Source organism: Schauerella aestuarii, assembly GCF_009866805.1.
GTDB classification, from domain to species: domain Bacteria; phylum Pseudomonadota; class Gammaproteobacteria; order Burkholderiales; family Burkholderiaceae_B; genus Schauerella; species Schauerella aestuarii.
In genome coordinates this window covers 921809-947876 of sequence record NZ_SIZW01000043.1, presented here as the reverse complement: position 1 = coordinate 947876, position 26068 = coordinate 921809, and the positions used below count along the sequence as shown (strand labels likewise).

Sequence of the window (26068 nt, the reverse complement as noted above, 5' to 3'; positions counted from 1 at the left end):
CGCCGGCAGAGGTGATGCGCATCTGGTGCGTCATTTGCGCCATGGGCGCCATCCGCGTCAAGTGCCCGTGGCGCCTCATGTGCCCGTTGTGCCTCACGTGCCAGTTGTGCCTCACGTGCCAGTTGCCTCACGTGCCACTTGCGACAGGCGGCGCACCAAGGGTTCGAACAATTCGGCTGACGTATTGCCGTAGCCCAGCACCAGCCCGTTATCTTCAACCCCACGGCACATCGCGAAACCCGATAAGGGATCCGGTGCCATGCCGTGCTGCCTGGCGTCTGTCGCAATGCGCTCATCGGGATAGGCTGCGGGCAGGCGCACGGTCAAATGCAGGCCGCTATGACCGCCCAGGATCTCGTGCGGCACGTCCAGGTGCAGGCCGAGCGCCTCGCGCAAGCCCAATTGCCGCTCGCGATAAAGCCGGCGCATGCGGCCGAGATGCCGGGCAAATTGACCGCTTTCGATGAACTCGGCGAGCGCCAGTTGCTCGTGACGATGGCCGCCACGCAACAGCTCGGACAACGGCTGCGCCATATCGACCATCAACGCTTGCGGCAAGACGATAAATCCCAATCGCAGTGCGGGAAACATCGTCTTGCTGAACGTGCCCACATACAGCACCGGTGCGTCCTCGACCAGCCCCTGCATGGCCACGATAGGCTCTCCGGCATGGCGAAACTCGCTGTCGTAGTCGTCTTCGATAATCCACGCCCCATGCGTGCGTGCCGCGTCGATCAGCGCGAGGCGGCGAGCAATGGTCAACACGGCGCCGGCGGGGTACTGGTGCGACGGCGTCGCGTACACCAGGCGCGGCGGTTGGGTACGCCAATCCTCTCGCGTGGCCACGATACCGTCGGCGTCGACGCGCATCGGTAAGATACGCAGGTCGCCCCCATGCATGGCAGCGCGGGCCCCCCGATAGCCGGGCTCTTCGATCCAGGCGGTATCACCAGGATTGGAGAGCAACCGCACGCACAACGACAACGCCTCCTGCGCGCCTTCCGTGATGATGACTTGATCGGCTTCGCATCGCACACCGCGCGCGATCGCCAAATGACGGGCAATGGACGCGCGCAGCGCGGGTTCGCCGGCCGGCGCGCCATAGCCGAGGGTCGCCGGACCGGCATGACGCAACGTGCGATCGAGCGTGCGGCGCCATGCCGCCAACGGGAAATGCGACAGCGCCGGAATGCCGGGCCGCAAGGCGGCTGTGCTGTCGCCACGCGGGCGCGACCGCTGCAAGCGCGTCACCCGGTCGGCAGCCACGGGCGCGTGCGCTTTCCGTGCCGGTGTGGCCGGACGCGACAACGCCGCCACTTTCGTACCCTGCCGGTCGGGATGGAGGAAGCCCTCGGCGGCAAGCTGCTCATAGGCCGACGTAACCGTGTTGCGTGAGATGCCTAGCGACTGCGCCAAAGCACGCGTGCCGGGCAGCCGGCTACCCGGCAGCAGCCGTCCCCCCAGAATCGCCATGCGCAAACGGGTGTGCAACTGGCGCTGCAAAGACGGGGCGTCGCCGTCGCGTGCCAGCGGCGCATCGAGCAGCGTTTGCGCCCAGTCATCGAAGCGGGTGCGGCTTTGGGGCAGCATGTCGAGAGTCATCGAAGGGTCAGGGCCTGTCAATTTGAACGATCGACGCGGGCATGGCGTCATTGTGTGGTCGGGCAAGCAACTCATTGTGTGGTCGGGCCAGCAATCCATTGCGTGGCACCATTAAATGTACGCCATCTGGAACTTTCCGAGGTGCCTGGCAAGCGCTATCTTTTCGTTGGGGCCGGCACGTCGCCAGCCGCTTTACGAGAAGAAGTCTGCCCATGTCAGCCGTATTGAATGCGTACCAACAACCCGTGGGCCCCGATCTGCCCCAATGGACTGCACGCCCCCGTCCTGCGCGCACCACGCTCGATGGCAGCCACTGCCGCATCGAGCCGCTGGATGCCGCGCGCCATGGCGACGATCTCTATGCCGCCTACGTGCAGGCCGCAGACGCTCGCGACTGGACCTATCTCACGGTGGGTCCGTTTGCCGACCAGGCCAGCTTCCGCACGTATCTCGAAGGCGCCGCGGCCAGCACCGACCCCCTGCACTTTGCCATCATCGATCTGAAAACGGGTCGCGCGGTGGGCACCTATTCGTTGATGCGCATCGATCCGGCCAACGGCGTAATCGAAGTCGGCAACGTCAATTTTTCCCCACTGCTCAAGCGCACCGCGATCTCCACCGAAGCCCAGTATCTGTTGATGCAATATGCCTTCGATGCGCTGGGCTACCGGCGCTACGAATGGAAGTGCGACAGCTTGAATGCCCCCTCGCGCAAGACAGCCGAGCGCCTGGGTTTCCAATTCGAGGGCATCTTCAGGCAGGCGCTCGTCTACAAAGGCCGCAGCCGCGACACGGCGTGGTTCTCGATTACCGATCGCGAATGGCCTGCGGTAGGCGCGGCGTTCGAACGCTGGCTGGCACCGGAAAACTTCGACGCACAGGGCCGGCAGCGCGTATCGCTGACGGACATCCGCAACGCCCTCGACACCGACGGTGCCGCCGTGCCGCCGGTGCGCCAGCCTCCCCCCACGATTCGTGCGTTGACCGAAGCCGACTACGCTCAATGGCTGCCGCTGTGGCGCGGCTATCAAACGTTTTATAACGTGACGTTGGGCGACGCGATCGATCGGCTCACCTGGTCGCGTCTGCACGATGCCGCAGAGCCGATGTTCGTTTTAGGGGCCTTCGATTCCCAGGACCGGCTCGTCGGCATCGTGCACGCGATCTATCATCGCTCGACGTGGACGGAAGGCATGTACTGCTATCTGCAGGACCTGTTTACGGTGCCCGAATCGCGGGGCAGCGGCGTGGGTCGTGCGCTCATCGAAGCGGTCAGCGCGCATGCGAGCCAGGCCGGTGCAGGCCGCCTGTATTGGCTCACGCACGAGAGCAATGAAGCCGGCCGAGCGCTGTATGACAAGGTGGCGCAAAACGCGGGATTCATCCAGTATCGCCGCCAGCCTTGAGGGTAATGAGCGGCGTCGCGTCCGCCTGACACCGGTCAGAAAGAAACGCAAAAAAAAGACCGCGATCGGTGACGATCGCGGTCTTTGGATTGACTGCAGGTGGGCCTGGTCCAGTAGTCGGCAACGGATCCCAAGTGCATCGGGACCGCTGCCTGTCTTGCTTACTGCAGCGTGCGCGTAAAGACGAACTTGCCGTCCTGCCAATCCACCGGCACCACATCGCGCGGGCCGAACTTGCCTTCGAGGATCAGGCGTGACACCGGGTTCTCGATCTTCTGCTGAATCGCGCGCTTCAACGGCCGCGCGCCGAACACCGGATCGAAGCCCCCGCGAGCGATTTCCGCCAGCGCGGCATCCGTCACTTCCAGCGTCATGTCCTGCTGCGCCAAACGCTCGCGCAGACGTTGCAGTTGAATCGTGGCGATCGATTCGATGTGCTTGGCATCCAACCCATGGAACACGACCACTTCGTCGATCCGATTGAGGAACTCCGGACGGAAACTTACCTTCAGCTCATCCCACACCGCCGACTTGATTTCCTCGTACGGCTGACCGGCCATCGCCTGGATGTGATGCGAGCCCAGGTTGGACGTCATCACGATCACCGTATTGCGGAAGTCGACCGTGCGGCCTTGGCCATCGGTCAAGCGGCCATCGTCCAGCACCTGCAACAGCACGTTGAAGACATCAGGATGCGCCTTCTCGACCTCGTCGAGCAGGATCACGCTGTAGGGCTTGCGCCGCACGGCTTCCGTCAGATAACCGCCCTCTTCGTAGCCCACATATCCCGGCGGTGCACCGATCAAGCGCGCCACCGAATGCTTCTCCATGAATTCGCTCATGTCGATGCGCACCAGATGATCTTGCGAATCGAACAGGAACTCGGCCAAGGCACGCGTGAGTTCGGTCTTCCCGACGCCCGTCGGACCCAGGAAAAGGAACGAACCATAGGGCCGCTGCGGATCCGACAACCCGGCGCGTGAACGACGAATCGCATCGGACACCAGGCTGACGGCTTCATCCTGCCCCACCACACGATTGTGCAGATAGCTTTCCATGCTGAGCAGCTTGTCGCGCTCACCCTGCATCATCTTGGACACCGGAATGCCGGTGGCACGCGACACGACTTCGGCAATTTCCTCTGCCCCCACCTGCGTGCGCAGCAGGCGCGGCTTGTCGCCCGGCTTGGGCGCTTCGTCCGCATTGCTTTCGGCGGCCTTCAGGCGCGCTTCGAGCTCAGGCAGCTTGCTGTATTGCAGCTCGGCCAGCTTATCGAATTGACCCTTGCGTTGCAGCTCGGCCATCTCGCCGCGCACATGCTCGATCTCTTCCTTGATGGCTTGGCTGCCTTGCACGGCGGCTTTCTCGGCTTTCCAGATCTCCTCGAAATCGTTGTACTCGCGTTGCAGCTTCTCGAGCTCTTCCTCGATCGCTTGCAGACGGCGCTTGGACGCATCATCGGACTCGCGTTTGACGGCTTCGCGCTCGATCTTCAACTGAATGATGCGCCGGTCCAGGCGATCCATAACCTCGGGCTTGGAATCGATTTCCATGCGGATGCGTGCACCCGCTTCATCGATCAAATCGATGGCCTTGTCCGGCAGGAACCGATCGGTGATGTAGCGATGCGACAACTCCGCCGCCGCCACGATCGCGGGATCGGTGATCTGCACCCCATGGTGCAGCTCATAGCGTTCCTGCAACCCGCGCAGGATGGCGATGGTCGACTCCACATCGGGCTCGTTGATCAGCACCTTCTGGAAACGGCGCTCGAGCGCGGCATCTTTCTCGATGTACTTGCGGTACTCGTCCAGCGTGGTGGCGCCGATGCAATGCAGCTCGCCGCGCGCCAGCGCCGGCTTGAGCATATTGCCCGCATCCAGTGCGCCTTCGGCCTTGCCTGCACCCACCATCGTATGCAGCTCGTCGATGAAGACGATGTTGCTGCCGTCATCGGCAGCCAACTCCTTGAGCACCGACTTCAGACGCTCTTCAAACTCGCCGCGATACTTCGCGCCGGCCAGAAGCGCGGCCAGATCCAGCGACAGCACGCGTTTGCCGCGCAGCGTTTCAGGCACTTCATCATTGATGATGCGTTGCGCGAGCCCTTCGACGATGGCCGTCTTGCCCACGCCGGGTTCACCGATCAGCACGGGATTGTTTTTCGTGCGGCGCTGCAGGATCTGGATCGTGCGGCGAATTTCATCGTCGCGGCCGATCACCGGATCGAGCTTGCCTTCGCGTGCGCGTGCCGTCAGATCCTGGGTGTACTTGCTCAGCGCTTCGCGGTTGGACTCGCCTTCGGCACCGGTGACGTTCTGGCCCCCACGCACGGCGTCCACGGCCGCTTCGAGGGCTTTTTTCTGCAGGCCCGCATCACGCAGGATGCGACCGGCCTCGCCCTTGTCGTCGGCGAGCGCCAGCAGGAAAAGCTCGCCGGCAATATAGGTGTCGCCACGTTTGGCGGCTTCTTTATCGGTGCGGGTGAGCACCGACTGCAGATCGCGGCCGATCTGCACATTGCCATCACCGTTCTGCACTTGCGGCAGGCCCTTGATGGCGGTGTCCAGGGCCGTATTGACGCGGTTGACCGCGACGCCGGCGCGCGCCAACAGGCTGGACGCCCCGCTATCGGGATCGCCCAACATGGCGGCAAGCACGTGCACCGGCTCGATATAGGGATGGTCGTTACGGGCAGCCGCGCTTTGCGCATCGCCCAACGCCTGCTGAAACTTGGTCGTCAGTTTGTCGAATCGCATGATTTCTTTTTGCTTGTAGAAGGGAGCCGCATCAGACACGGGCTCGATGCACAAAAGGTGCGGGTGCAAGGCGCATTTTTCAATAGCCGCATGACACGCTAACGCGAATTCGGCAAATTGCGCAGAGAAAACCGAACATCGGCCCTTTTAAGGGTCAATTCCGTCACACAGGCGCGGTCTAACTCCTTACAATACGTCATATGTCATTCAAAACGACCGTACTCGCATGTTGAAACGCGTCACGCCTCCCCTCGAGAACCCGAATTGCGCCACCTGCGCGTTGGGGCACGAGTGTGTGACGATCGGCATGGCCCCCGCCGAAGCCGAACGGCTCGATGCACTGATCTCTCATCGTGCGCGCTTGAATCGCGGCGACGCCTTGTACCGTTTGGGCGAGCCGGTGCGGGAGGTGTTTGCAATCCGCTTCGGTTCGATCAAAACGCAGATCGAGGATCAAGCCGGGCACGCACAAATCACCGGGTTTCATCTGGCAGGCGAACTCATCGGCTTCGACGGCTTGGCCACCGGCACGCATGTGTCGGGTGCCACGGCATTGGAAGATGCCGAGGTGTGCGTGATCAAGCTCGAGGCGATCGACAAAGTGGCCACAGCGTTGCCCACATTGCAAAACCAGTTTCGCCGCCTGATGGGCCGCGAGATCTTGCGCTCGCAGCAGTTGCTGCACACGGTGGGCGGGATGCGTTCCGAACGCCGCCTGGCGTCGTTCCTGATGAGCCTCTCGCAGCGCTATGCGCGCCTGGGCTACTCCGAAGCCGAGTTCAATCTGCGCATGAGCCGCGAAGAAATCGGCAACCACCTGGGGCTCACGCTCGAAACGGTGAGCCGGTTGTTTTCGAAGTTTGCGCGCGACGGCGTCCTCAATGTGCGCCAGCGCAGCGTGCGCATCATCGATATGCCGCAATTGCAGCGCATCCTGAGCGACGAGCACTGAAGCACGTACGCTCATCCGGGTCACACACCAGCGCAAACGGGCATCGTCTTCACGATGCCCGTTTGCCTGGCGGCTTGCGCGCCTATGGCTCAACATTGGGCGACGACGCGCCTCCCGCGCTTTCGCTTCCCGCCCCTACACTGCCCGCCCTTACGCTGCGCGCACCACGCGCGGGCTTTCTTCATGCCCGTGACTATCGAACTGCGTGGCTTCCGTTGACCCGGTCAGCGCGGTGGTCGATGATCGACCGCCTTCGATGGCTTGCGTAACGGCATCAAAATAACCCGTGCCCACCTCGCGTTGATGCTTCACCGCCGTGAACCCCAAATCGGCTGCGGCAAATTCCTTTTGCTGCAGTTCGACGAAGGCGCTCATCTGGTTGCGCGCATAGCCGTGGGCGAGTTCGAACATGCCGTAGTTCAGCGCATGGAAACCGGCCAACGTAATGAACTGGAACTTGTAGCCCATCGCCCCCAGCTCGCGCTGGAACTTGGCGATCGTGGCATCGTCCAGATTCTTTTTCCAGTTGAACGACGGTGAGCAGTTGTAGGCCAGCAGCTTGCCCGGATATTTGGCATGAATGGCATCGGCAAAGCGCTTGGCGTAGTCGAGATTGGGTGTGGACGTTTCGCACCAGATCAGATCGGCATAGGCGGCATAGGCCAGGCCGCGCGAGATCGCCTGATCGATGCCGGCGCGCGTGCGGTAAAACCCTTCCACCGTGCGCTCACCGGTAACGAATGGCTTGTCGTTTTCATCGATATCGCTCGTCACCAGATCGGCGGCATCCGCATCGGTGCGCGCCAAAAGCACCGTGGGTACGCCCATCACATCGGCCGCGAGCCGCGCCGATACGAGCTTGGCCACGGCATCTCGTGTGGGCACCAGCACCTTGCCCCCCATGTGCCCGCACTTCTTGACCGATGCCAGTTGATCCTCGAAGTGCACACCAGCGGCGCCGGCGGCAATCATGGCTTTCATCAGCTCAAAGGCGTTGAGCACGCCGCCAAAGCCGGCTTCGGCATCGGCCACGATCGGTGCGAAGTAATCGATGTAGCCGGCGTCGCCCGGCTCTTTGCCTTCCATCCACTGAATCTGGTCGCAGCGCGAGAGTGCGTTGTTGATGCGCGTAACCACCTGCGGCACAGAGTTGGCCGGATACAGCGACTGATCGGGGTACATCTCACCGGCGCCGTTCGCATCGCCCGCCACCTGCCAGCCAGACAGATAAATCGCCTTCAGGCCTGCCTTCACTTGCTGCATCGCCTGGTTACCGGTCATCGCACCCAGCGAATTGACGAACGGCTCATCCTGCAGCAACTGCCACAAGCGCTCCGCACCATTGCGCGCCAGCGAATGGGCGATCGGCATCGAGCCGCGCAGGCGCACCACCTCTTCGGGGCCATAGCCCCGCTTGATCCCTTGCCAGCGAGGATCCTGATCCCAGTTGTTCTGAAGCTGACGCGCTGCATGTTCACGTGTAGACATCACTATCTCCTTGGGGCTTTGTATGAAACCGGCAGGTTTCGGTCGATTGAAAGCGGGTGATTCGATGGCTAAAGTCTAGGCGCGTCGTGCAGTGCAAAACCGAGTCAAGTCCTCTACAAGACGAATTTTATTATTTAACGATATCAACCACTTGCAAGCGCCGTTTCGCAGTGCGAAACGACATCGCTGCGCATGAAATGCGCAGTGAGCGCGTTGCAGCATTGCGTTTCATAGCGTGAAACGCCGATGTTGCATCATGAAAAAACGGCAGGCTTGACGACTACAATGGGCGGTCTATCCATCGCCCTTGAAGCCGCTTATATGTCCTTGGCTGACGCCCCGTTGGGGCACACCGTCGCATACCCCAATCAATACGATCCGTCGCTGTTGTTTCCGCTTCCGCGGGCAACCAATCGCGATGCCCTTGCGTGGGCGAGTCTCGGGAATTCCGCCGGCAGCGCCGTACCGCACCCGTTGCCGTTCGACGGTTGCGATATCTGGAATGCGTATGAGGTGTCGTGGTTGAATGCGCGCGGCTTGCCGCAGGTGGCGATGGCACGATTCTGGTTTCCGGCGACGAGTCCCAACATCATCGAGTCGAAATCCTTCAAGCTCTACTTGAACGCGTTCAACAACACCCGTTTGAGTCACGCCGACGAACTGCATGCACGTTTGACACACGATTTGAGCCACGCCGCCGGCGCCCCGGTGCAGGTTGCATTGATCCTGCCCGCCGAGTTCCACACGTTACGCATGGGCGAAGGCTTGGGTATCGACATCGATGACCAGGACATCGAGATCACTGGCTATTCGCCGGATGCCGCTTATCTGAGCGCCGACGCCGCCGCACCGATCGTGCAGGAATCGTTGCGCTCGCGGTTGCTGAAATCCAATTGCCCCGTTACCGGCCAACCCGACTGGGCCACCGTGCACATCGATTACCGTGGCGCGCCTATCGATCGCGCGGGCTTGCTGCGTTATGTGGTGTCGTTTCGGGATCACGCCGAGTTTCACGAGCACTGCGTGGAACGCATGTTTGTCGACATCATGGCGCAATGCCGCCCGCAGACGCTATCCGTCTACGCGCGCTACACACGCCGTGGCGGACTGGACATCAATCCCTGGCGCAGCAATACCGGCGCCCCGCCGCCGGCAGACCTGCGTACGGCACGTCAATAGAAGCGGCGCACGCTAGAAGGCATACAGGCGCGCGGGGTTGTCGACAAATATTGCCTGGCGCACCGCACCGTCCAGCGTCCAGCGATCGATCAGGTCGGCCAGCGCACCCGCCTGCGGCGTCTCGCCGGACAACTCGGTATGGGGCCAATCGCTGCCCCAAAGCAGCCCACCGGCGCGCGCGGCGATCAATGCTTGTGCGAAGTTGCCGATATCGTCGTGCGGCCAAGGTTGGCGGCTCAACCGATAAGGCGCGCTGAGCTTCACCCAACACGCCGACCGTGCGAAGAAGTCGACAAAAGCATCTCTATCGCCGGGCGTATCCGGCCGTCCCATGTGATCGATGACCAGCGGCACGCCGGCGCGATCGGCCAAGGTGCGCAGGTCCCACACGGTCGCGCCGCCGCCACCACTGGCCGACGTCAAACGGATCTGCACCTGTAGATGCCACCCCAGGTGACGCACCCGCTGGCACAGGCCGATCGCGTCCGTGGTCGAGAGCACGTGCGGATTCACCAGATTGAGACGAATGCCCCGCACGCCCAGGTCGTGCATCTGCTGCAACTGCGCATCGCCGATATCAGGCGGCGGCACGACCACGCCTCTGAAATGCGAACCGCCGGCGCGCAATGCATCGAGCAGCGCGCGGTTGTCCAGCCCATACACGCTGGGCTGAACCAGCACGGCGCGGTCGACGCCGAGCGCCTGCATCACGCGCCGGTAGTCGTCGAGCGTGCAGACGTGCGGGGTATAGCCCCTACCCGTGGCGAGGGGATAAGCAATCGGATCATTGAAAACGTGCAAATGGGTATCGCACGCGTGGGCGGGCAGCCAAGACGTGCTGGGCACATAGACCTGAGGCGGCGGGGCACAGTCGGGTGTGGGAGGTAGGGTCAAGACGATATCCAAGGGTCGCGGCACAAGGGCGAACATGCCAAGCGGCCGATGGATTGTCAATAATCACGGCAGACTAATCAATAATTACCGCTCACTGCAAGGCACATCTACGGGAAACCACTAGTGACGGCAAGACGTGGTGCTCTATAGTATTAATAATGCGATGGCGTCGACCATGCAACATGGGCGTGACCATTAGAAAAAAGAAAACCACTGGAGACGCCTCATGACCACCCCTTTCAAGGCCCCCGCACGCCGGCGGTCCGCCACTCTCGCTGCGCTCGCCGCGCTTGGCCTCACGTGCGCGCTCGGCGCACAGGCGATTGCCGCCGAGCAGCAAACCATCACGATGTGGAGCCACTGGCCCGACGAGGCCTCCAAGCGCACGTTCATCGAAGCGCGCGTCAAGGAATTCGAGGCCGCCGATCCGCAATGCAAGGTCAACCTGCAGTTTGTGCAGAAAGCCGACCTCTACACCTCAGTCAAGACCTCGGTGCGCACCGGTCAGGCCCCGGATATCTTCTGGCTGGAACCCGACGAAATCGCATTCGCCAAGAGCGGCTATCTCGAACCGCTCGACAACTACATCGACCTGAATAATCTCGAGGATTGGGCCAAGCGGTCGTGGACCTGGGAAGGCAAGGTATACGCCATGCCGCAGGAAGCCTATTCAGTCGAGCTGTATTACAACGTCGACCTGATGAAAAAGCTTGGGGTGCAGGTGCCGGAAAACGGCCAGATGAACCAGGCCCAGTTCACCGACATGGTCAAGAAATCGGTAGCGGCGGGCATCACCCCGCTGGCGCAAGGCGTGGGCGACCGGCCTTATCCCGGCGCGTATTTCCTCGGCGAAGTGCTGCTGCGCAAATTGGGACCCGACGATTACGGCCGCCTGCTGACCGGCAAGCTCAGCTTCCAGGATCCGCGGGTGGTCGAAACGCTGACCTGGGTGAAAGAACTCGTCGATGCGGGCGCCTATCCCAAGAGCCTGGCGACGTTGAAGTTGGGCGAGTCGCACTATTACTTCCACACCAACCCCGGCGCCTTGATGTTTCCCATCGCCAGCTGGTACACGGGCCGCGCGTTCGTCTCGCCCGACAAGGGTGGGCAGCCCAAGGATTTTTCCCTTGGCCTGATGAACTATCCCGTGATGAGCGATAGCAAGTGCCCCGAGTGCAAGACCCTCGCCGTGGGCGGCAGCTACGTGATGTACGCCCGCAGCAAGAAAAAGGAATGCGCCGGCAAGATGCTGAAGTCGCTCGCCACCGTGGAAAACGGCAACAAGTGGATGGAAGGCGTGCTGTTGCAGACCGGCGTGAAGACCGATCCGTCGCGCATCACCGGCATCTATGCGCCCTATTTCAAAGCGCTGCTCAAGCGCAGCGAAGGCGCCACGTTCTTCATCGGCACACCGCTGCACTTCATGAGCGGCAAGTGCGGCGACACCTTTGCGCAAGTGCTCAACCGGGCGTTTCCGGGCGGGTTTCTCAGCGTGAAGGAGGCGACCGCACAGATGGACGCCGCCTGCACGGCGAAGTCCTGACGTCGTCGGAACGCTGACATGACCCGTTCCTCATCCCCAACGCCGGCGGGCCTGCGCGGCGTGCTGGCGCGTTGGTTTGCCGCGCCCGAAACCGACTCGCGTCGTGCGTCGATGTTTACCTTGATGGTCTTCCTCGCGCCGGCGCTGCTGGTGTACGCCGCGCTGACGGCCTATCCGGTGGCGCGCACGTTCTACAACAGTTTCTTCGTGGTCGCAGACATCTCATCGTCCGAGTTCGTGGGCTGGGATCATTATCTGGCCGTGCTGCGCGATGAAACGTTCTGGGCCGCGGTGCGCAACACCGCGATCTGGTCGGTGGTGGGGCCCATTCTCGATGTGGTGGTCGGGCTGCTGCTGGCGTTGTGCCTGTATGCCGGCGTGCGTTTCGGGCGCTTCTTGCGCGTGGCCTGGTTCACCCCCGTACTGTTGTCGTACGTGGTGGTCGGCATCATGTGGGTGTGGATCTACAACTACGACTGGGGCGTGGTCAACGCCTTGCTGCGCGCGGTGGGGCTGGGTGGATTCGCGCAGGCCTGGCTGGGCGATCCGAAGTATGCGCTGGGTGCACTGATCGTGACGCACGCCTGGAAGTGGGCGGGCTTCAACATGGTGGTGTGCCTGGCGGCCCTGCACTCACTGCCGTCCGAAGTGCTGGAAGCCGCCGAACTCGATAACTGCGGCTGGTGGCACAAGCTGGTGCACATCATCGTGCCCATGCTCTGGCCCACCTTGCTCAATCTCTACATCCTCGCCTTCATCGGCAAGATGAAGGTGTTCGATCTGGTGTGGATCATGACCGAGGGCGGCCCGGTGTGGGCCACTGAAACGGTGTCGACCTACGTGTACAAGCGCGCCTTCAACTGGAACACCTTCGACCTCGGCTACCCCTCGGCCATCGCCGTGGTGTGGTTCTTCGTCGTGGTGGGTTTCGTGCTCCTCTTCAACTTCTTGTTCCGGTCTCGCGAACGGATGGAATACTGACATGGCAGACCTGCCGGCGGTTCATGCTGTCCCTGCCTACCGCCAGCGCGCAAGCGTGGGCGAGACCTTGTCGCGCATGCTGCGCAACGGCGGCCTGATGGCCGTGGTGGTGCTTTACACGCTGTACTCGGCGTTGCCCTTCGTGTGGGTCGGCACGATGTCATTGCGTACCACCGCGGAGATCAGCGCCAACCACTTCGCGTGGCCGGAAACCTTTCACTGGGAAAAATTTCGCATTGCGTGGGTGGATTCCAACTTCGCACAGTACTTCTGGAACAGCACGCTGATCGTGGTCTCGGCAGTGGCCATCGTGACGGTGCTGGGCGCGGCCGCCGCGCATTGCCTGGCCCGCTACAACTTCCGCGGCAACCGCCTGGTGTATTTCATTCTCTTCAGTTCGATCGTCTTCCCGCCGCAGATCATTCTGATCTCGCTCTTTCAGGTGTTGGTCGAGTATGACCTCTACAACTCTCGCCTTGGATTGATGATCGTGTATGTGAGCCTGCAATTGCCGCTCACGGTGTATCTGCTCGAGAGCTTCTTTGCCCGCATTCCGCAGGATCTTTTCGATGCGGCCAAGATGGACGGGTACTCGGACTTCGAGATTTTCTGGCGCATCGTGGTGCCGGTAGGCATGCCGGCGATTGCCACCACGGTGATCCTCAACTTCATCCAGCTCTGGAACGAGTTCCTGTTTGCCGTAGTGCTGCTCAGCGACCAGGACTCGCGTACGTTGCCGTTGGGCATTCGCGCCTACATGGGCGATTACTTTCAGGATATCGGCATGATCGCCACCGGCATGATGATCGCCGTGATCCCCGTCGTCATCCTCTACGCATTCTTCTCGGAAAAACTGATCCAGGGCATGACGGCCGGTGCCGTCAAGTAAAGCCGTCGACGTTTTTCTCGTGTCATCTACAGGAGCATCCTCTTGGCTGCGGTTCACCTAGAAAATATCTACAAGCGCTACAAGGGCACCGCCCAAGCCGCCGTCGAAGATGTGTCGCTGTCGGTCAAGGACGGCGAATTCATGGTGCTGCTCGGGCCCTCGGGGTGCGGCAAGTCCACCACGTTGCGCATGATTGCGGGGCTCGAGTCGATCAGCGAAGGCACGCTCGCCATCGGCGATCGCAAGGTCAACGACGTACCCGCCAAGGATCGCGACATCTCCATGGTGTTCCAGTCCTACGCGCTCTATCCGCACATGAGCGTGGCCGACAACCTCGCATTCGGACTCAAGCGGCGCCACGTCGCCCCGGCCGAAATCACATCGCGGGTGAATGCCGCGGCGGCCGTACTGGGCCTGACGGAATTGCTGGCCCGCAAGCCGGCTGCCCTGTCGGGCGGCCAACGCCAGCGCGTGGCGCTGGGGCGCGCCATCGTGCGCGAGCCCAAGGCCTTCCTATTCGACGAACCGCTGTCCAACCTCGATGCATCATTGCGCGTGCGCACGCGCAATGAACTGGTGCGCCTGCACAAGCAACTGGACGCCACGATCATCTACGTCACGCACGATCAGGTCGAGGCCATGACCATGGGTCAGCGCATCTGCGTGATGAATAAGGGCCGAGTGGCGCAGATCGGCAAGCCTCTGGACGTGTACCGTCAGCCGGCCGATGCCTTCGTCGCGCGTTTCCTGGGCAATCCGCCGATGAATGTGCTCAAGGCACGCCTGCACACCGACCAGGGACAGCCGGCCGTGCGTCTGGCAGGCGCGTCGATGTCGCTGGCGCGGTGGAATCGGCAAGTGGGCGCGGGCTTGCCGCGAGAAGGCGAGGTGCTGATCGGCATGCGACCGGAAGAGATCTCGGTCGAGACGGCGGTCGAGGGTGCAAATAGCCTGCGCGGCGTGGTATCCGGCGTTGAGCCGCTCGGTGCCGAGACGTTGGTTCTGGTCGAACTCGATGACGGCGCGGGCGAAGTCACCGCGCGCGTGCATCGCGACATCACCGCCAGCCTGGGCGACCGGATCGGGCTGCGCGTACCGGAATCCGCGATCTATCTCTTTGACGCGCACACCGAAAAATCCATTCCGCACGACGGTTTGCAATGAGCACGCCGGCAATCGAACCGCGGTTGCGCGTCGGGCTGATCGGCGCGGGATGGGTCACGCAGCATCATCTGGCGGGTTGGCAGGCCATTGCGGACCGGGCTGAGGTCGTGGCCATCGCCGATCCGAACCTCGACCAGGCGCATCGGCGGGCCGAAGCGTTCAACATCACGCATGTGTTTGCATCAGCCGAAGCGATGTTCGACAGGATGACCCTGGATGCTGTGGATATCGCCGCACCGCGCGAGACCCATGCACAGCTCGTGCGCCTGGCCGCCTCGCGCGGCGTGGCAGTGATGTGCCAGAAACCGCTTGCGCCCACCTACGACGAGGCCGTACAGGTGGTTGCCGATGTCGCGGGCCAGACCCGGTTGATGGTGCATGAGAACTGGCGTTTTCGGCAGTACTACCGCGACCTGGGGACGTGGCTGGCCGAAGGCCGGATCGGCCGCGTGTTGCAAGCCGAGATGACGCTCTTCACCTCGGGACTGGTGCCCGATGACAAGGGGCTGCTGCCCGCACTGGAACGGCAGCCCTTCATCGGCACGCTCGATCGCGCCCTGGTCATGGAAATCCTGATCCACCATATCGATACCCTGCGCTACCTGCTCGGTGATCTATCGCTGCAGTACGCCCGCCTGGGTCATGCCAGCGAGGCGATGCGCGGTGAAGACCGTGCCGCGATCTGCTTCGAAACGGCGCAAGGCGCGCCGGTGCTGTTGATGGCCAACCTGCGGGTGCATGGGCGCGCTGCGGCCCAGTCCGATCGCCTCACGCTCATCGGCGAGCGCGGCACGATCGAGCTCGAAGGCATGACGTTGCGCTGTCTGGGCGAGCAAGCCGCCACGCTACAATATGATGCCCCCACGACCTATCTCGGGTCCTACGCAGCGGCGATTGCGCATTTCGTTGACGGCCTCGATCGCGGCACACCCTTCGAAACGAATCCCGAAGACAATCTTCAGACCCTTTCACTGGTCGAAGCCATTTACGCACGTGGGGGCAGTGCAACGGAACAGTCATGACGGAGCGGGCGTTGATCGATCAGGCAGAGGAAGCAGCCGCGCTGGACGTGGCCGACATTGCCAAGACCTTGGGCGAGGACATCATCTTCGGGCGTCTCGCCCCGGGTGAGCGCCTGACCGAAGACACCTTGATCGCCCGCTTCCGCGTTACGCGCCATTTCGTGCGCCAGGCGCTCGCCGATCTCGAACGCACCGGCATCGTGGTGCGGGAAAAGAACAAGGGTGTGGCGGTGCGATCGCTCACCCCGTCCGAAGTGCGTCAGATCTATGAAGTGCGCGAATTGCTGCAACGGCAAGCCGCCCTGCGCATCCCGCTGCCGGCGCCCGCCGCGGTGCTGGAAGAACTCGAGCGCCTTCATGCCCATTACGGCGCGTGCCTGCGGGCACGTGATTTCACTGGCGTGCATGAAGCCAACGATGCGTTTCACCTGACCATGTTTGCCGCATGCGGCAACCAATACCTGGTGGCATCGATCAAGCACTACATGTGGTTGACGTTGCCGGTGCGCGCCAAACGCACGGCAGACTATGCGCACGCGATCGCCTCCGAACGCGATCACTACATGATCATCCAGCTGCTCAAGGGCACGGACAGCTGGGCGCTTGCGCAATTGTGCGTGGATCACCTGCAGAGCGCGAAGGTGGAATACTTGAGCAAAATCAGCGGGCAGTACGACTGAGCGACAGCGGACGGATCGACCGATCGAATGCTTGAGTGAGTGATCTGCCGGGTGACTGAGTGACAAGTGACTGACTGACCGCCAGACGGAGTCACAGAGTGATTCAGCCCCGGACGCGCGTGACCTACTCCGCAGCGCTGGGCAGCAGCACCATGTCCGCGCCTTCTGCACCGAAGAACAGCAAGTGGGTCTCGAACCAACGAAACTGCGCGTTTGGCATCCCCTCGACGAATTTCTTCGCGACGAGCTGATCGTCCTGCACGCGATAGACCCGCACATAGCCGTCGAGGTAATACATCCAGTCCGATCCCCCGCCCGGCATCGACATGCGCGGGACGAGATCCGAGAAGCCGTACGTTCTCGAGAGCTGATAGTAATAGTGGTGATTCGGGCTGTAGTGCCTGCCTTCGTAGGGCAGCCCGCGAAGATTGAGGAAGGCGTATACCAACGCCGCAACCACCAGGGCAAGGCCCCACATCTTTCTCGCGCGTGTCATGGCGCTCGCCTATCTCGATCGCGTGGCGCGAGCCCAATCGCCTGCTTCAGCCCGAACTGCGCCCTGCTTGCCAGGCATCCCTACTGCCCTGCCCGGCGCGCGTTCAGTGCAATCCATTGAGCGAGCAATGCCGCGGCAACGAAAGCGATACCGGCGCCGATCCACGGGCCGCGCAGCATGCCCACATCCAGCATCAAGCCGAAGAGCATCGGCCCCACGGCCGCACCCACGTCCATGCCGCAATACACGAGGCCATAGACCGAGCCGACGGCGCCCTTGGGCGTCACGCGGCGGATCAGCATGTCGCGCGAAGGCGCGGCCACGCCGGAGCAAAAACCCGCCACCATGATGACGGCTGCCGCCCAGCCGGCGGGTACGCTGCCTGAGGCGAGCAGCACCAGCGTGGCTCCGGCCAGCACCAAAGAAATCGCCACGATGCGCTCGACGTGCGGTTGTGCCGACACGAGGAACCCGCCTGCGATCATGCCGATTGCCGAGGCCACCATATAGCCGGACAACGCCGAGCTGGCGAGAATGGCCGTGACACCGTACAGGTCGTGGAGCAACGGAATGGTGTAGTTCTGCACCGACGACAGCGCAATCGACGTGCAGGCGAAAAAGAGGAAGGCGCCCCATAAGGCGGGTTTGGCCAACAGCGCGCGCAGCGTTTCCATCGCGGTGGGCGTGGCGACGGCCGGGGCCGGCTCATCGACCGATGTGGGCGGCACGACCTGCTCGCCGGGGGTGGCCGCACGCAAGGCCGCGTCGGCCTGGGCCGGCGAGACGGCGGCGGACGCCGAGCCTGCTGCTGCCGGTGCCCCGCCTGTGGCGGCGCTATTCGCACTATGGGCTGCCTTGCGCGCCGTGCCGGGCGAGGTCAACAACCCGCGGGCAAACACCGTGAGTGCCAGCACGACCACCACGAGCACGGCCACGCCGAACGCGGCGACGCGCCAGCCCCACAGCGTGGTAAGCGTCGCGATGAACAACGGCGCCAGCGCCCACCCGAGGCTGCCGGTGAGCCCATGCGCGCTGAAGGCATGGCCGAGGCGCCGGCTACTGATGCGATGATTGATGAGCGAGTAGTCGACCGGGTGAAAGACCGAATTACCTACGCCCCCCACGCAAGCCGCCAACAGCAGCATGCCGTAGCCGGTGGCGGTACCGATCAGGATGGCGGCAGCAACGAAGCACGACAAGCCGAACCACAACACCGGGCGGGCCCCGATGCGGTCGACCACGAATCCGGAGGAGGCCTGCCCCAGGCCGGACACCACATAAAACGCCGACACGAGCAGGCCCAGGCGCGCAAAGTCCAGGTCGAACGCCTGCGCGAGGGGCACATACAAGGAAGGGATAACGAGCTGGAAGAAGTGCGAGGCGGCGTGGGCAATGCCGATGACCGCGATGGTCAGCCAGTCCTGCCGCCGCAATTGCGGCGTATCCGACGCGTCGCCGGCCCAAGAGGCTGGCGTGGCGCTCACTGCGATTTTTCCCGGATCGCGGGCCAGGCCCGCTGCAGGTAATAGCACATCGACCACACCGTGAGAATGGCCGCGATGACGATCAGCACCATGCCGACGATGTGGGCGCTGACGCCATACACCGGGCGGTAATACAGCAAGCACGGAATCGCGATCATCTGCGCGGCCGTCTTGAACTTGCCCAATCGATGCACCGCCACGCTGGCGCTGGCGCCGATCTGCGCCATCCATTCGCGCAAGGCGGAGATGGTGATTTCACGGCCGATGATGATGAGGGCAATGAAGTCGTCGACGCGGCCCAGGTCGAGCAGCACGAGCAGTGCGGCACATACCATCAGCTTGTCGGCCACGGGGTCGAGGAACGCGCCGAAGGCCGACGTCTGGTTCCAACGGCGGGCGAGCCACCCATCGAACCAGTCGGTGAGCGCGGCGACCACGAAGGCGGCCGCGGCGAGCGTATCGCGTACCGGCACTGACATCCAGGTGTCGGGAAGATAGAACAACCCGACCACCATAGGAATCATGGCGATGCGCAGCCAGGTCAGAATGATGGGTACGTTTAAAGGCATGGTGGGCGTATGCTACATCAGTTGCTCGGGGTTTACCCGAGCGAATTAGCCGCGCAGTGACTCGTAAATCCGTTCGGCCAGCTCTTGCGAGATGCCATCCACGGAAGCCAGCTCCTGAATACTGGCGCGCGACACGCCCGAAAAGCCGCCAAAACGGGTGAGCAATCGTTGGCGCCGCCGCGCGCCGATGCCTTCGATTTCCTCCAGCCGCGACACGTTTCTCGTTTTTGCCCGCTTGGCGCGCATGCCCGTAATGGCAAAACGGTGGGCCTCGTCGCGAATCTGCGCAATCAGCATCAGGGCCGCCGAACCGGGCCCCAACGCGACCGCCGGCCGCTCGTCGGCGAAGATCAGCGTTTCCAGGCCAACCTTGCGGCCCTCCCCTTTGGCGACGCCCACCAGCACGTGGATGTCCAGGCCCAGCTCGGTAAACACTTGCCGGGCCACTTCCACCTGGCCCTTGCCGCCGTCGATGAGCACGAGCCCGGGCAGTTGCGCTTCGCCATCGGCCACTTTTGCGAAACGGCGGTTGAGTACCTGCCGCATGGCGGCGTAATCGTCGCCCGGGGTAATGCCGGCAATGTTGTATCGCCGATACAGCGAGGGCTGCATGTCGTGATGCTCGAACACCACACAGGAGGCTTGCGTCGCTTCGCCTGCGGTATGGCTGATGTCGAAGCACTCGATCCGCAACGCATCGAGCGCGGTCTCGTCGGTATCCATATCGAGCGCTTCGGCCAGCGTCATCGTTCGGGCGGCGCGGGCACCGGATTCGGTAAGCGCGCGCGCCAGGGCCATTTCGGCGTTGCGCTGCGCCTGCTCGAGCCACGAGCGGCGCGTGCCCTGCGGCCGGCTCAGAAATCGCACCTTGGTGTTGCCCTCGTCGGCCAGCAATTCGATCAAGGCCGGGTCGGGCAGTGCCGTATTGCTCACGATCACCGCCGGCAATGCCCCGCCGGCGTAATGCTGGCCCACGAAGGCCTCGAGAATGTCTTCGGCCGATTCGGCCTCTGCATGGCTGGGGAAAAACGGTTTGTCGCCCAGATGCCGACCGCCGCGCACCATGGCCAGGTTGACGCACACGCGCCCGCCGGCCATCGCGATGGCGATCACATCGGTATCGCCACCGGCGGTGTCTTCCATCGTCTGCTGATGCAATACGCGCGACAACGCGCCCATCTGATCGCGCAACGCGGCCGCCCGTTCGAATTCGAACACTTCGGCGGCCTTCATCATCCGCGTTTCGATTTCACCCAGCACTTCCTTTGCCTGGCCATTCAGAAAGCGCGAGGCCCGTTGCACGTCGTTGGCGTAGTCGTCAGCCGAAATATTGCCCACGCACGGTGCCGAGCACCGCCCGATCTGATGCAGCAAACAGGGCCGGGAGCGGTTGGCGAACACCGAATCCTCACAGGTGCGCAGCAAAAACACCTTTTGCAGGATCTGGATGGTTTCGCGCACGGCCCACGCATTGGGGAACGGCCCGAAAAATTCGCCGCGTTTGTTGGTGCCGCCCCGGTAATACGCGATGCGCGGCCACTGATGGCCCGTCACCCACAGATAGGGATAGGATTTGTCATCGCGAAACAGGATGTTGTAACGCGGTCGCAGGCGCTTGATCAGGTTGCTTTCGAGCAGCAACGCCTCGGCCTCGGACCGCGTCACGGTCACCTCCACCCGATCGACGCGCGACACCATCTGGGCAATCCGCGGACTGGCCAGGTTTTTCTGGAAATACGACGACACGCGCTTCTTGAGATCGCGCGCCTTGCCGACGTACATCACCTCGCCGGTGTCGTCCAGGTGCCGGTAGACACCGGGCAGATGCGGCAGATCAGAGAGAAACGATTTGAGATTGAAGGTGTCGGGCATGCTGGTAATACGGATCGCTTTGCAGGGCATCCCAGGACAACGCCTGAGTGTGCGGCATGAGCCGGCGCAGGCGAGCCACCGAATCGGGCTGGAGGGGTCGCGTGAAGCGAGAGAGCAAGTCGTCGGCCCAGTCGGGATGATTGCATACCAACGCCATGTCGCAACCGGCGTCGAGCGCCGCCTCGACGCGGGCCAGAATGTCACCGGCGACCGAGGCTGCGGCCATCGTCAGGTCATCCGAAAACACCATCCCATCGTAGCCCAGGCGCCCGCGCAAAATCTCGCGCACCCAGATCGGCGAAAATCCCGCCGGACGCTCGTCCACTTCAGGATAGATGACGTGGGCCGGCATCACCGCCGGCAGAATCAGATCGCCAAGCCAGGTATAGGGCGCGGCATCGTCGGCCAGAATCGTGTCCAGACTGCGGGGATCGACCGGAAACGCCACATGCGAGTCGGCCCTGGCATAGCCGTGTCCGGGAAAATGCTTGCCGCACGCCCCCATGCCGGCCAGTGCCAACCCTTGCAGCACCGCGCGCGCCAGCATCGCCACCACGCGCGGATCGCGGTGAAAGGCACGCGTGCCCACCACCTTGCTCACGCCGTAATCCAGATCGAGCACGGGGGTGAAGCTGAAATCCACGCCGCAGGCGCGCAACTCGGCGGCGAGCACATAGCCAGCGGCGGTTGCCTGCTGCATGGCCAGAAGAGGGTCGCCATCCCAGACGCGGCCCAAGCCGGCCATGGGCGGCACGGCCGTAAACCCGTCGGTACGAAAGCGTTGCACGCGGCCGCCTTCATGGTCGACGGCAATGAGCAACGGCTCACTGCGTGCGGCATGGATAGCCGCGGTCAACACCACCAATTGGGCCCGATCGGTGAAATTGCGGGCAAAGAGAATCACCCCGCCCACCGCCGGCTGGCGCAGGCGTGCGATCTCGCGGGAAGTGAGCGTCGTGCCCGCCACATCGACCATGATGGGACCGGGCGGCAAGGTATTCAAAGCGTCAGCAAGAGACATAACGGCAGGATATCAATCCGTAAAACCAATTCGGGAACCACCGATGGCAGCGGGTAAAAAAAACGATTGGGCACTCACGCGCGCCGAGTCTCGACAATGACGTAAGCGGCCGCCATATCCGACTCATCGGTGATCGACACGTGCGCCGCGCCAAAGCGCTCGTCGTACCAGGCCTGCAACTCGGGACCGATCACAAGCATCGGGCGGCCACTGGGCGCGTTCAAGGTTTGCACACGCGTCCAGGTCATGGGCATGCGCATGCCAAGGCCGATCGCCTTGGAGAATGCCTCCTTGGCCGCAAAACGGGTGGCCAGAAAGCGAATCCCGCGGGCAGGATCGCGGGCGCGTCGGGCGAGGAACTTGTCCATTTCCTGGGGGCCGAGAATCTTGGTGGCGAACCGGTCGCCATGACGCGCAAGCGCGCGCTCGATACGATCGACGCGCAGCAAATCCATGCCGATGCCCGCAATGGCGGCGCCGTTGTTGCCGCTACCCACACTCATGATGATGATCCGTTCCTGGCTGTTGCCCGCTATTCGAAATCGGGTGGCGTGTAAGACATTCGAAATGATACGCGAGCGGCAGCCTTGCTCCCGCGCGATGCGGATCCTGCCGGCCAGCCGACCCTGCCTTGGGGCCGGCCATCGGCGGGAGGTATCTTGGCGCTACACTGCCTCGCATATAACGAGAAGAGGCGGAGATCGGTCATGCGGTTGTTGCTGGCGGAAGACAATCTCGATCTGGGGGACGCCATCGAGAGCAAGCTGCGCGGTGCGGGCCATAGCGTCGAATGGGTGCGCGATGGCGCGGCCGCGTTGCGCTACGCGGGCGAAGGCAATTGGGATGCCCTGGTGCTCGACATCATGCTGCCCGGAACGGATGGCTTTGCCGTGATCCGGGCGCTGCGCGCAGCCGGTGTGGATACGCCCGTGCTGGTGATCACGGCGCGCGCCGAAATCGAAGACAAGATCGACATGCTCGACCTGGGCGCGGACGACTATCTCGTCAAGCCGTTCGACCTGCGCGAGCTTGAGGCGCGACTGCGCGCCCTCATGCGCCGGCCTTCCGGGCAGACGACCAGCCACCCCCACTACGGCAATCTCGTGGTGGATCAGGCCGGCCGCACGGCGAGCATCGACGGCCTGCCGATCGAGCTCGGCCGGCGTGAGTTCCGCCTGCTGGAAATTCTCGTGTCGCGGCTCGGACAAACGGTGACGAAGGAACGCCTGATGGTGCAACTCTTCGACGCTGAAGATGCCTCGCTCAACGCATTGGAACTGCTGATTTCGCGTCTGCGCAAGAAACTCGCGGCCGCGACGTTGGAAATCGTCACGATACGGGGCGTGGGCTATCGGGTGACGGTGCATGACGGGGCTTAAGTCGTTTTCGATTCGCCGACGGATCTTCACGGTGGCCTGCCTGTTGCTGATTGCGGCCACGCTTGCGCTGATCGCGTTCCTGCGCGGTTATGCCCATTCGGCGTCGGACCAGGCATTCGACCGCCTGCTGGCGGCATCGGCGCTCACCATCGCAGGGTCGGTGCAGATGGGCGACGACGGCGTTACGGTCGAACCGCCCTTCTCGTCGCTGGCCATGATGTCCGGCCAGGAGCGCGTGTTCTACAGCGTGCGCGATCCAGCGGGCGAGCCCATTACCGGCTACGACGATCTGGCACCTGCCTTGCCGCTGGCCGCGTCCGCCACCCCCGTGTTCGCCGATCAGCGCTACCACGACGATCCGATCCGCGTGGTCACGGTGGGCCGTCTCGTATCAGCCGCGCAGCACGTGGGCTGGGTCACCGTGCGGGTGGCCGAAACGCGCGGGGCGCGCGAAGTGCTGGCCGCAGAAATCCTGAATCGCAGTGTGGTGCCGCTGGTCGCCCTGGTGCTCGTGGCGCTGGCGCTGATCTGGTTCGGCCTGCGGCTGGCGTTTTCGCCGCTGCGCACGATGGAACGCGCATTGCGCGAACGCGCGCCCGACGACTTGCGCGCCTTCGACGCGCCGGTGCCGCGCGAAACGCAACGCCTGGTCGAAGCGCTCAATGCGTTCATGCACCGCCTATCCGGCGTGATGGCAACCCTCAACGATCTGGTCGCCGATGCGGCGCATCAGGTTCGCACCCCCCTTGCCTCGTTGCGGGCACAAGCCGAAGTGGCGCTGGACGAACCCGATCCCGAACGCTTGCGTGAACGCGTGGTGCGCATTCATCGCAACGCCACGCAAGCCAGCGATCTGATCAACCAATTGCTGATGGATGCCACGATCAGCCATCGCCTGGGCACGCATGGCCGCGACTTCGTGGGCGTGGCCGAAACCATCAACGAAACGCGACGTCGCATCGGCCCCTTGCAAGTGCCGCGGCTGAAAATTTCCATCGCACCCGACGTGCGGCGCGCACGCATTTCCGGCGACCGGCTGGCGTTGCGCGAAATGCTGCGCAATCTGGTCGACAACGCCTTGCGTTATGCGCCGGACGGCGACGTGGAGATTCACGCCACGCCCGTATCGAACTACCGCGTCGCCATCACGGTGCTCGACCGCGGCCCCGGCGTGGCCGACGATGAAAAAGAAACCGTGCAAGCGCGCTTCGTGCGCGGGCGCAGCGGCGCGGATTCGAGCGGCTCCGGACTGGGACTGGCGATCGTGCGCAATGTGGCCGAGATGCACGGCGGCTCACTGCGCCTGCAGGATCGGGCCGGTGGCGGCCTGTCGGCGCGCGTGGTGTTGCCCCTGGCCCGCGGACGCGTGCATGCCGGCGGCAATATCTCGCGCCCGATGTCTCCACACCCCACGACAGCACGCCCTGCACCGGATCGCACGGCGCCGGTCACCCGCGCGCTGGTGCTGTTTGCGTTTGTTTCGATGATGCTGCTGCTCGGGCAGCCCGACGCCCGCGCCATGGAAACCGATGCACCGGCATTGACCACCGAACCCGGCACCACTGCCGTGCCGCGCATGATCGAAACCCGCTACCCGGCGCCGCGCCCATCGGGCCGCACGCTCGTGATTGCCGGGCCCACGGATACGCCGGTGGTGGTGCCGGTGATTCGCGGGTTTCAGGAAGAGCGGCCCGACGTGGATGTGGTGTATCGCGAAATGGGTGGCCGCGAAGCCTACGACGCCACGGTGGCCGGCAAACTGAACGACGTCGATGTGCTGATGAGCTCGGTGGCCGATCTGCAGGTGCGCCTGGCCAATGACGGCTTTGCGATGCAGTACGCCTCGCCCCAAGCCGCGCGCTTGCCGACCTGGGCCAAATGGCGCGATGAGGTTTTCGGCTTCACGTTCGAGCCGGCAGTCTGGATCTACAACCCCGATCGATTCACCGAGGCCACGATCCCGCGCACGCGGCAGGATCTGGTCGCGCTGCTCGAACGCGAACATCAATCGCTGCAAGGCCGCGTGGGCACCTACGACATCGCCGTGAGCGGCGTGGGTTATCTGCTGGCCGAACAGGACGAATTGCTGTCGTCCAACTTCTGGGGGTTGACCAATGCGCTCGGGCGGGTCGATACGCGCCTGTCCGCCACATCGGCCGGCATCCTCGATGCCGTCGAACGCGGCGACATGGACATCGGCTACAACGTGCTGGGGTCGTACGCGCTGGCGCGCCAAGCCGAAGGCGCGCGGATCGGGGTGGTATTCCCGCGCGATTACGTGCTGGTGCTGGCACGCTCGGTACTCATCATGCGGCGCGCACCGCGCCCTGAGCTCGCGCGCGCCCTGGTCGACTATCTGCTCTCGCCGTCCGGTCAGTCCGTGGCGTCAAGCCAGTCGGGGCTGGGCTCGATCATGGAAGACACCCCTGGCCGATGGACGGCGGAAAAGGTGCTGGCGCGCTCGCAAGGTATCGTGCAGCCCGTAGTGATGAGCCCGGCACTGCTGGTGGGATTGGACCGGCGCCGCCATTCGCGCTTCATCCAGAACTGGAGCCGGCTGATTACCGATACCGGGATTTCCCTGATACCGCCAACCGCACCGTGACAGGACGCTGACAGTAAGCGACTCCTATGATGCATCACGCCGGGCGTAGACCCGCTGCGATGAATCCTAATGGAGAAGACACT

At 63.2% G+C, this 26068-nt stretch carries 21 protein-coding genes; 11 read left to right on the top strand and 10 right to left on the bottom strand.

Features of this window, described 5'->3' with window-relative positions; all coding sequences use genetic code 11:
* Window positions 1–111: 111 nt before the first annotated feature.
* Window positions 112–1602, bottom strand: coding sequence for a MocR-like pyridoxine biosynthesis transcription factor PdxR (gene pdxR, locus EYW45_RS23535; RefSeq protein ID WP_235939193.1), 1491 nt, complete (start codon window positions 1600–1602; stop codon window positions 112–114).
* A 212-nt stretch (window positions 1603–1814) separates the two neighbouring features.
* Here pdxR and EYW45_RS23530 point away from each other — a divergent pair, with 212 nt between their 5' ends.
* Window positions 1815–3008 carry a GNAT family N-acetyltransferase gene (locus EYW45_RS23530; RefSeq protein ID WP_161137853.1) on the top strand — a complete coding sequence of 398 codons (1194 nt, stop codon included), beginning with the start codon at window positions 1815–1817 and terminating at the stop codon, window positions 3006–3008.
* Between the two features lie 161 nt (window positions 3009–3169).
* On the opposite strand, the gene clpB is transcribed toward EYW45_RS23530, so the two are convergent.
* Window positions 3170–5767, bottom strand: coding sequence for an ATP-dependent chaperone ClpB (gene clpB, locus EYW45_RS23525; protein WP_161137852.1), 2598 nt, complete (start codon window positions 5765–5767; stop codon window positions 3170–3172).
* 226 nt (window positions 5768–5993) lie between these two features.
* Between clpB and EYW45_RS23520 the strand changes: the two genes are divergently transcribed.
* Window positions 5994–6719, top strand: a complete 726-nt coding sequence (locus EYW45_RS23520; protein WP_161137851.1) for a helix-turn-helix domain-containing protein — start codon at window positions 5994–5996, stop codon at window positions 6717–6719.
* 150 nt (window positions 6720–6869) lie between these two features.
* On the opposite strand, the gene aceA is transcribed toward EYW45_RS23520, so the two are convergent.
* Window positions 6870–8207, bottom strand: coding sequence for an isocitrate lyase (aceA, locus tag EYW45_RS23515; protein ID WP_161137850.1), 1338 nt, complete (start codon window positions 8205–8207; stop codon window positions 6870–6872).
* Between the two features lie 321 nt (window positions 8208–8528).
* Here aceA and queF point away from each other — a divergent pair, with 321 nt between their 5' ends.
* A complete protein-coding gene (gene queF, locus EYW45_RS23510; protein ID WP_161137849.1) occupies window positions 8529–9386 on the top strand; it encodes an NADPH-dependent 7-cyano-7-deazaguanine reductase QueF in 858 nt (285 codons plus the stop codon).
* A 12-nt stretch (window positions 9387–9398) separates the two neighbouring features.
* Here the strand turns inward: queF and EYW45_RS23505 are convergent, their stop codons facing one another.
* Window positions 9399–10280, bottom strand: a complete 882-nt coding sequence (locus EYW45_RS23505; protein WP_161137848.1) for an amidohydrolase family protein — start codon at window positions 10278–10280, stop codon at window positions 9399–9401.
* Window positions 10281–10506: 226 nt separating this feature from the next.
* On the opposite strand from EYW45_RS23505, the gene EYW45_RS23500 reads away from it, so the two are divergent.
* From EYW45_RS23500 to EYW45_RS23475, 6 genes are read left to right on the top strand one after another with little or no spacing between them, the layout of a single operon-like run.
* Window positions 10507–11823 carry an ABC transporter substrate-binding protein gene (locus EYW45_RS23500; protein ID WP_161137847.1) on the top strand — a complete coding sequence of 439 codons (1317 nt, stop codon included), beginning with the start codon at window positions 10507–10509 and terminating at the stop codon, window positions 11821–11823.
* 18 nt (window positions 11824–11841) lie between these two features.
* Window positions 11842–12804 carry a carbohydrate ABC transporter permease gene (locus EYW45_RS23495; RefSeq protein ID WP_161137846.1) on the top strand — a complete coding sequence of 321 codons (963 nt, stop codon included), beginning with the start codon at window positions 11842–11844 and terminating at the stop codon, window positions 12802–12804.
* Window position 12805: 1 nt separating this feature from the next.
* On the top strand, window positions 12806–13693 hold the full coding sequence (locus EYW45_RS23490; RefSeq protein ID WP_202444872.1) for a carbohydrate ABC transporter permease: 888 nt from the start codon (window positions 12806–12808) through the stop codon (window positions 13691–13693).
* Window positions 13694–13735: 42 nt separating this feature from the next.
* Window positions 13736–14857: an ABC transporter ATP-binding protein gene (locus EYW45_RS23485; protein WP_161137845.1), complete on the top strand. Its 1122-nt coding sequence runs from the start codon at window positions 13736–13738 to the stop codon at window positions 14855–14857.
* On the top strand, window positions 14854–15879 hold the full coding sequence (locus EYW45_RS23480) for a Gfo/Idh/MocA family protein (protein WP_161137844.1): 1026 nt from the start codon (window positions 14854–14856) through the stop codon (window positions 15877–15879). The genes EYW45_RS23485 and EYW45_RS23480 overlap by 4 nt, the downstream gene beginning before the upstream one ends.
* Complete coding sequence (locus tag EYW45_RS23475) at window positions 15876–16559, top strand: GntR family transcriptional regulator (RefSeq protein WP_161137843.1); 684 nt, start codon at window positions 15876–15878, stop codon at window positions 16557–16559. Before EYW45_RS23480 ends, EYW45_RS23475 begins: the two co-directional genes overlap by 4 nt.
* Before the next feature lie 124 nt (window positions 16560–16683).
* Here the strand turns inward: EYW45_RS23475 and EYW45_RS23470 are convergent, their stop codons facing one another.
* The 6 genes from EYW45_RS23470 to acpS form a co-directional block, all read right to left on the bottom strand.
* On the bottom strand, window positions 16684–17055 hold the full coding sequence (locus EYW45_RS23470) for a hypothetical protein (RefSeq protein WP_161137842.1): 372 nt from the start codon (window positions 17053–17055) through the stop codon (window positions 16684–16686).
* Window positions 17056–17135: 80 nt separating this feature from the next.
* Window positions 17136–18539, bottom strand: coding sequence for an MFS transporter (locus EYW45_RS23465; RefSeq protein ID WP_161137841.1), 1404 nt, complete (start codon window positions 18537–18539; stop codon window positions 17136–17138).
* Window positions 18536–19108 (bottom strand): CDP-diacylglycerol--glycerol-3-phosphate 3-phosphatidyltransferase, encoded by a 573-nt coding sequence (gene pgsA, locus EYW45_RS23460; RefSeq protein WP_161137840.1) that lies wholly within the window; start codon window positions 19106–19108, stop codon window positions 18536–18538. The genes EYW45_RS23465 and pgsA overlap by 4 nt, the downstream gene beginning before the upstream one ends.
* A 45-nt stretch (window positions 19109–19153) precedes the next feature.
* Entirely contained in the window at window positions 19154–20980 is a 1827-nt protein-coding gene (gene uvrC, locus EYW45_RS23455) for an excinuclease ABC subunit UvrC (RefSeq protein ID WP_161137839.1), read from the bottom strand.
* Window positions 20943–22001: a beta-N-acetylhexosaminidase gene (nagZ, locus tag EYW45_RS23450; RefSeq protein WP_161137838.1), complete on the bottom strand. Its 1059-nt coding sequence runs from the start codon at window positions 21999–22001 to the stop codon at window positions 20943–20945. Before nagZ ends, uvrC begins: the two co-directional genes overlap by 38 nt.
* A 74-nt stretch (window positions 22002–22075) precedes the next feature.
* Entirely contained in the window at window positions 22076–22504 is a 429-nt protein-coding gene (acpS, locus tag EYW45_RS23445) for a holo-ACP synthase (RefSeq protein WP_161137837.1), read from the bottom strand.
* 204 nt (window positions 22505–22708) lie between these two features.
* Here acpS and EYW45_RS23440 point away from each other — a divergent pair, with 204 nt between their 5' ends.
* Window positions 22709–23380 carry a response regulator transcription factor gene (locus EYW45_RS23440; protein WP_161137836.1) on the top strand — a complete coding sequence of 224 codons (672 nt, stop codon included), beginning with the start codon at window positions 22709–22711 and terminating at the stop codon, window positions 23378–23380.
* Window positions 23367–25985: a sensor histidine kinase gene (locus EYW45_RS23435; RefSeq protein ID WP_161137835.1), complete on the top strand. Its 2619-nt coding sequence runs from the start codon at window positions 23367–23369 to the stop codon at window positions 25983–25985. The genes EYW45_RS23440 and EYW45_RS23435 overlap by 14 nt, the downstream gene beginning before the upstream one ends.
* The last annotated feature ends 83 nt before the right edge of the window (window positions 25986–26068 follow it).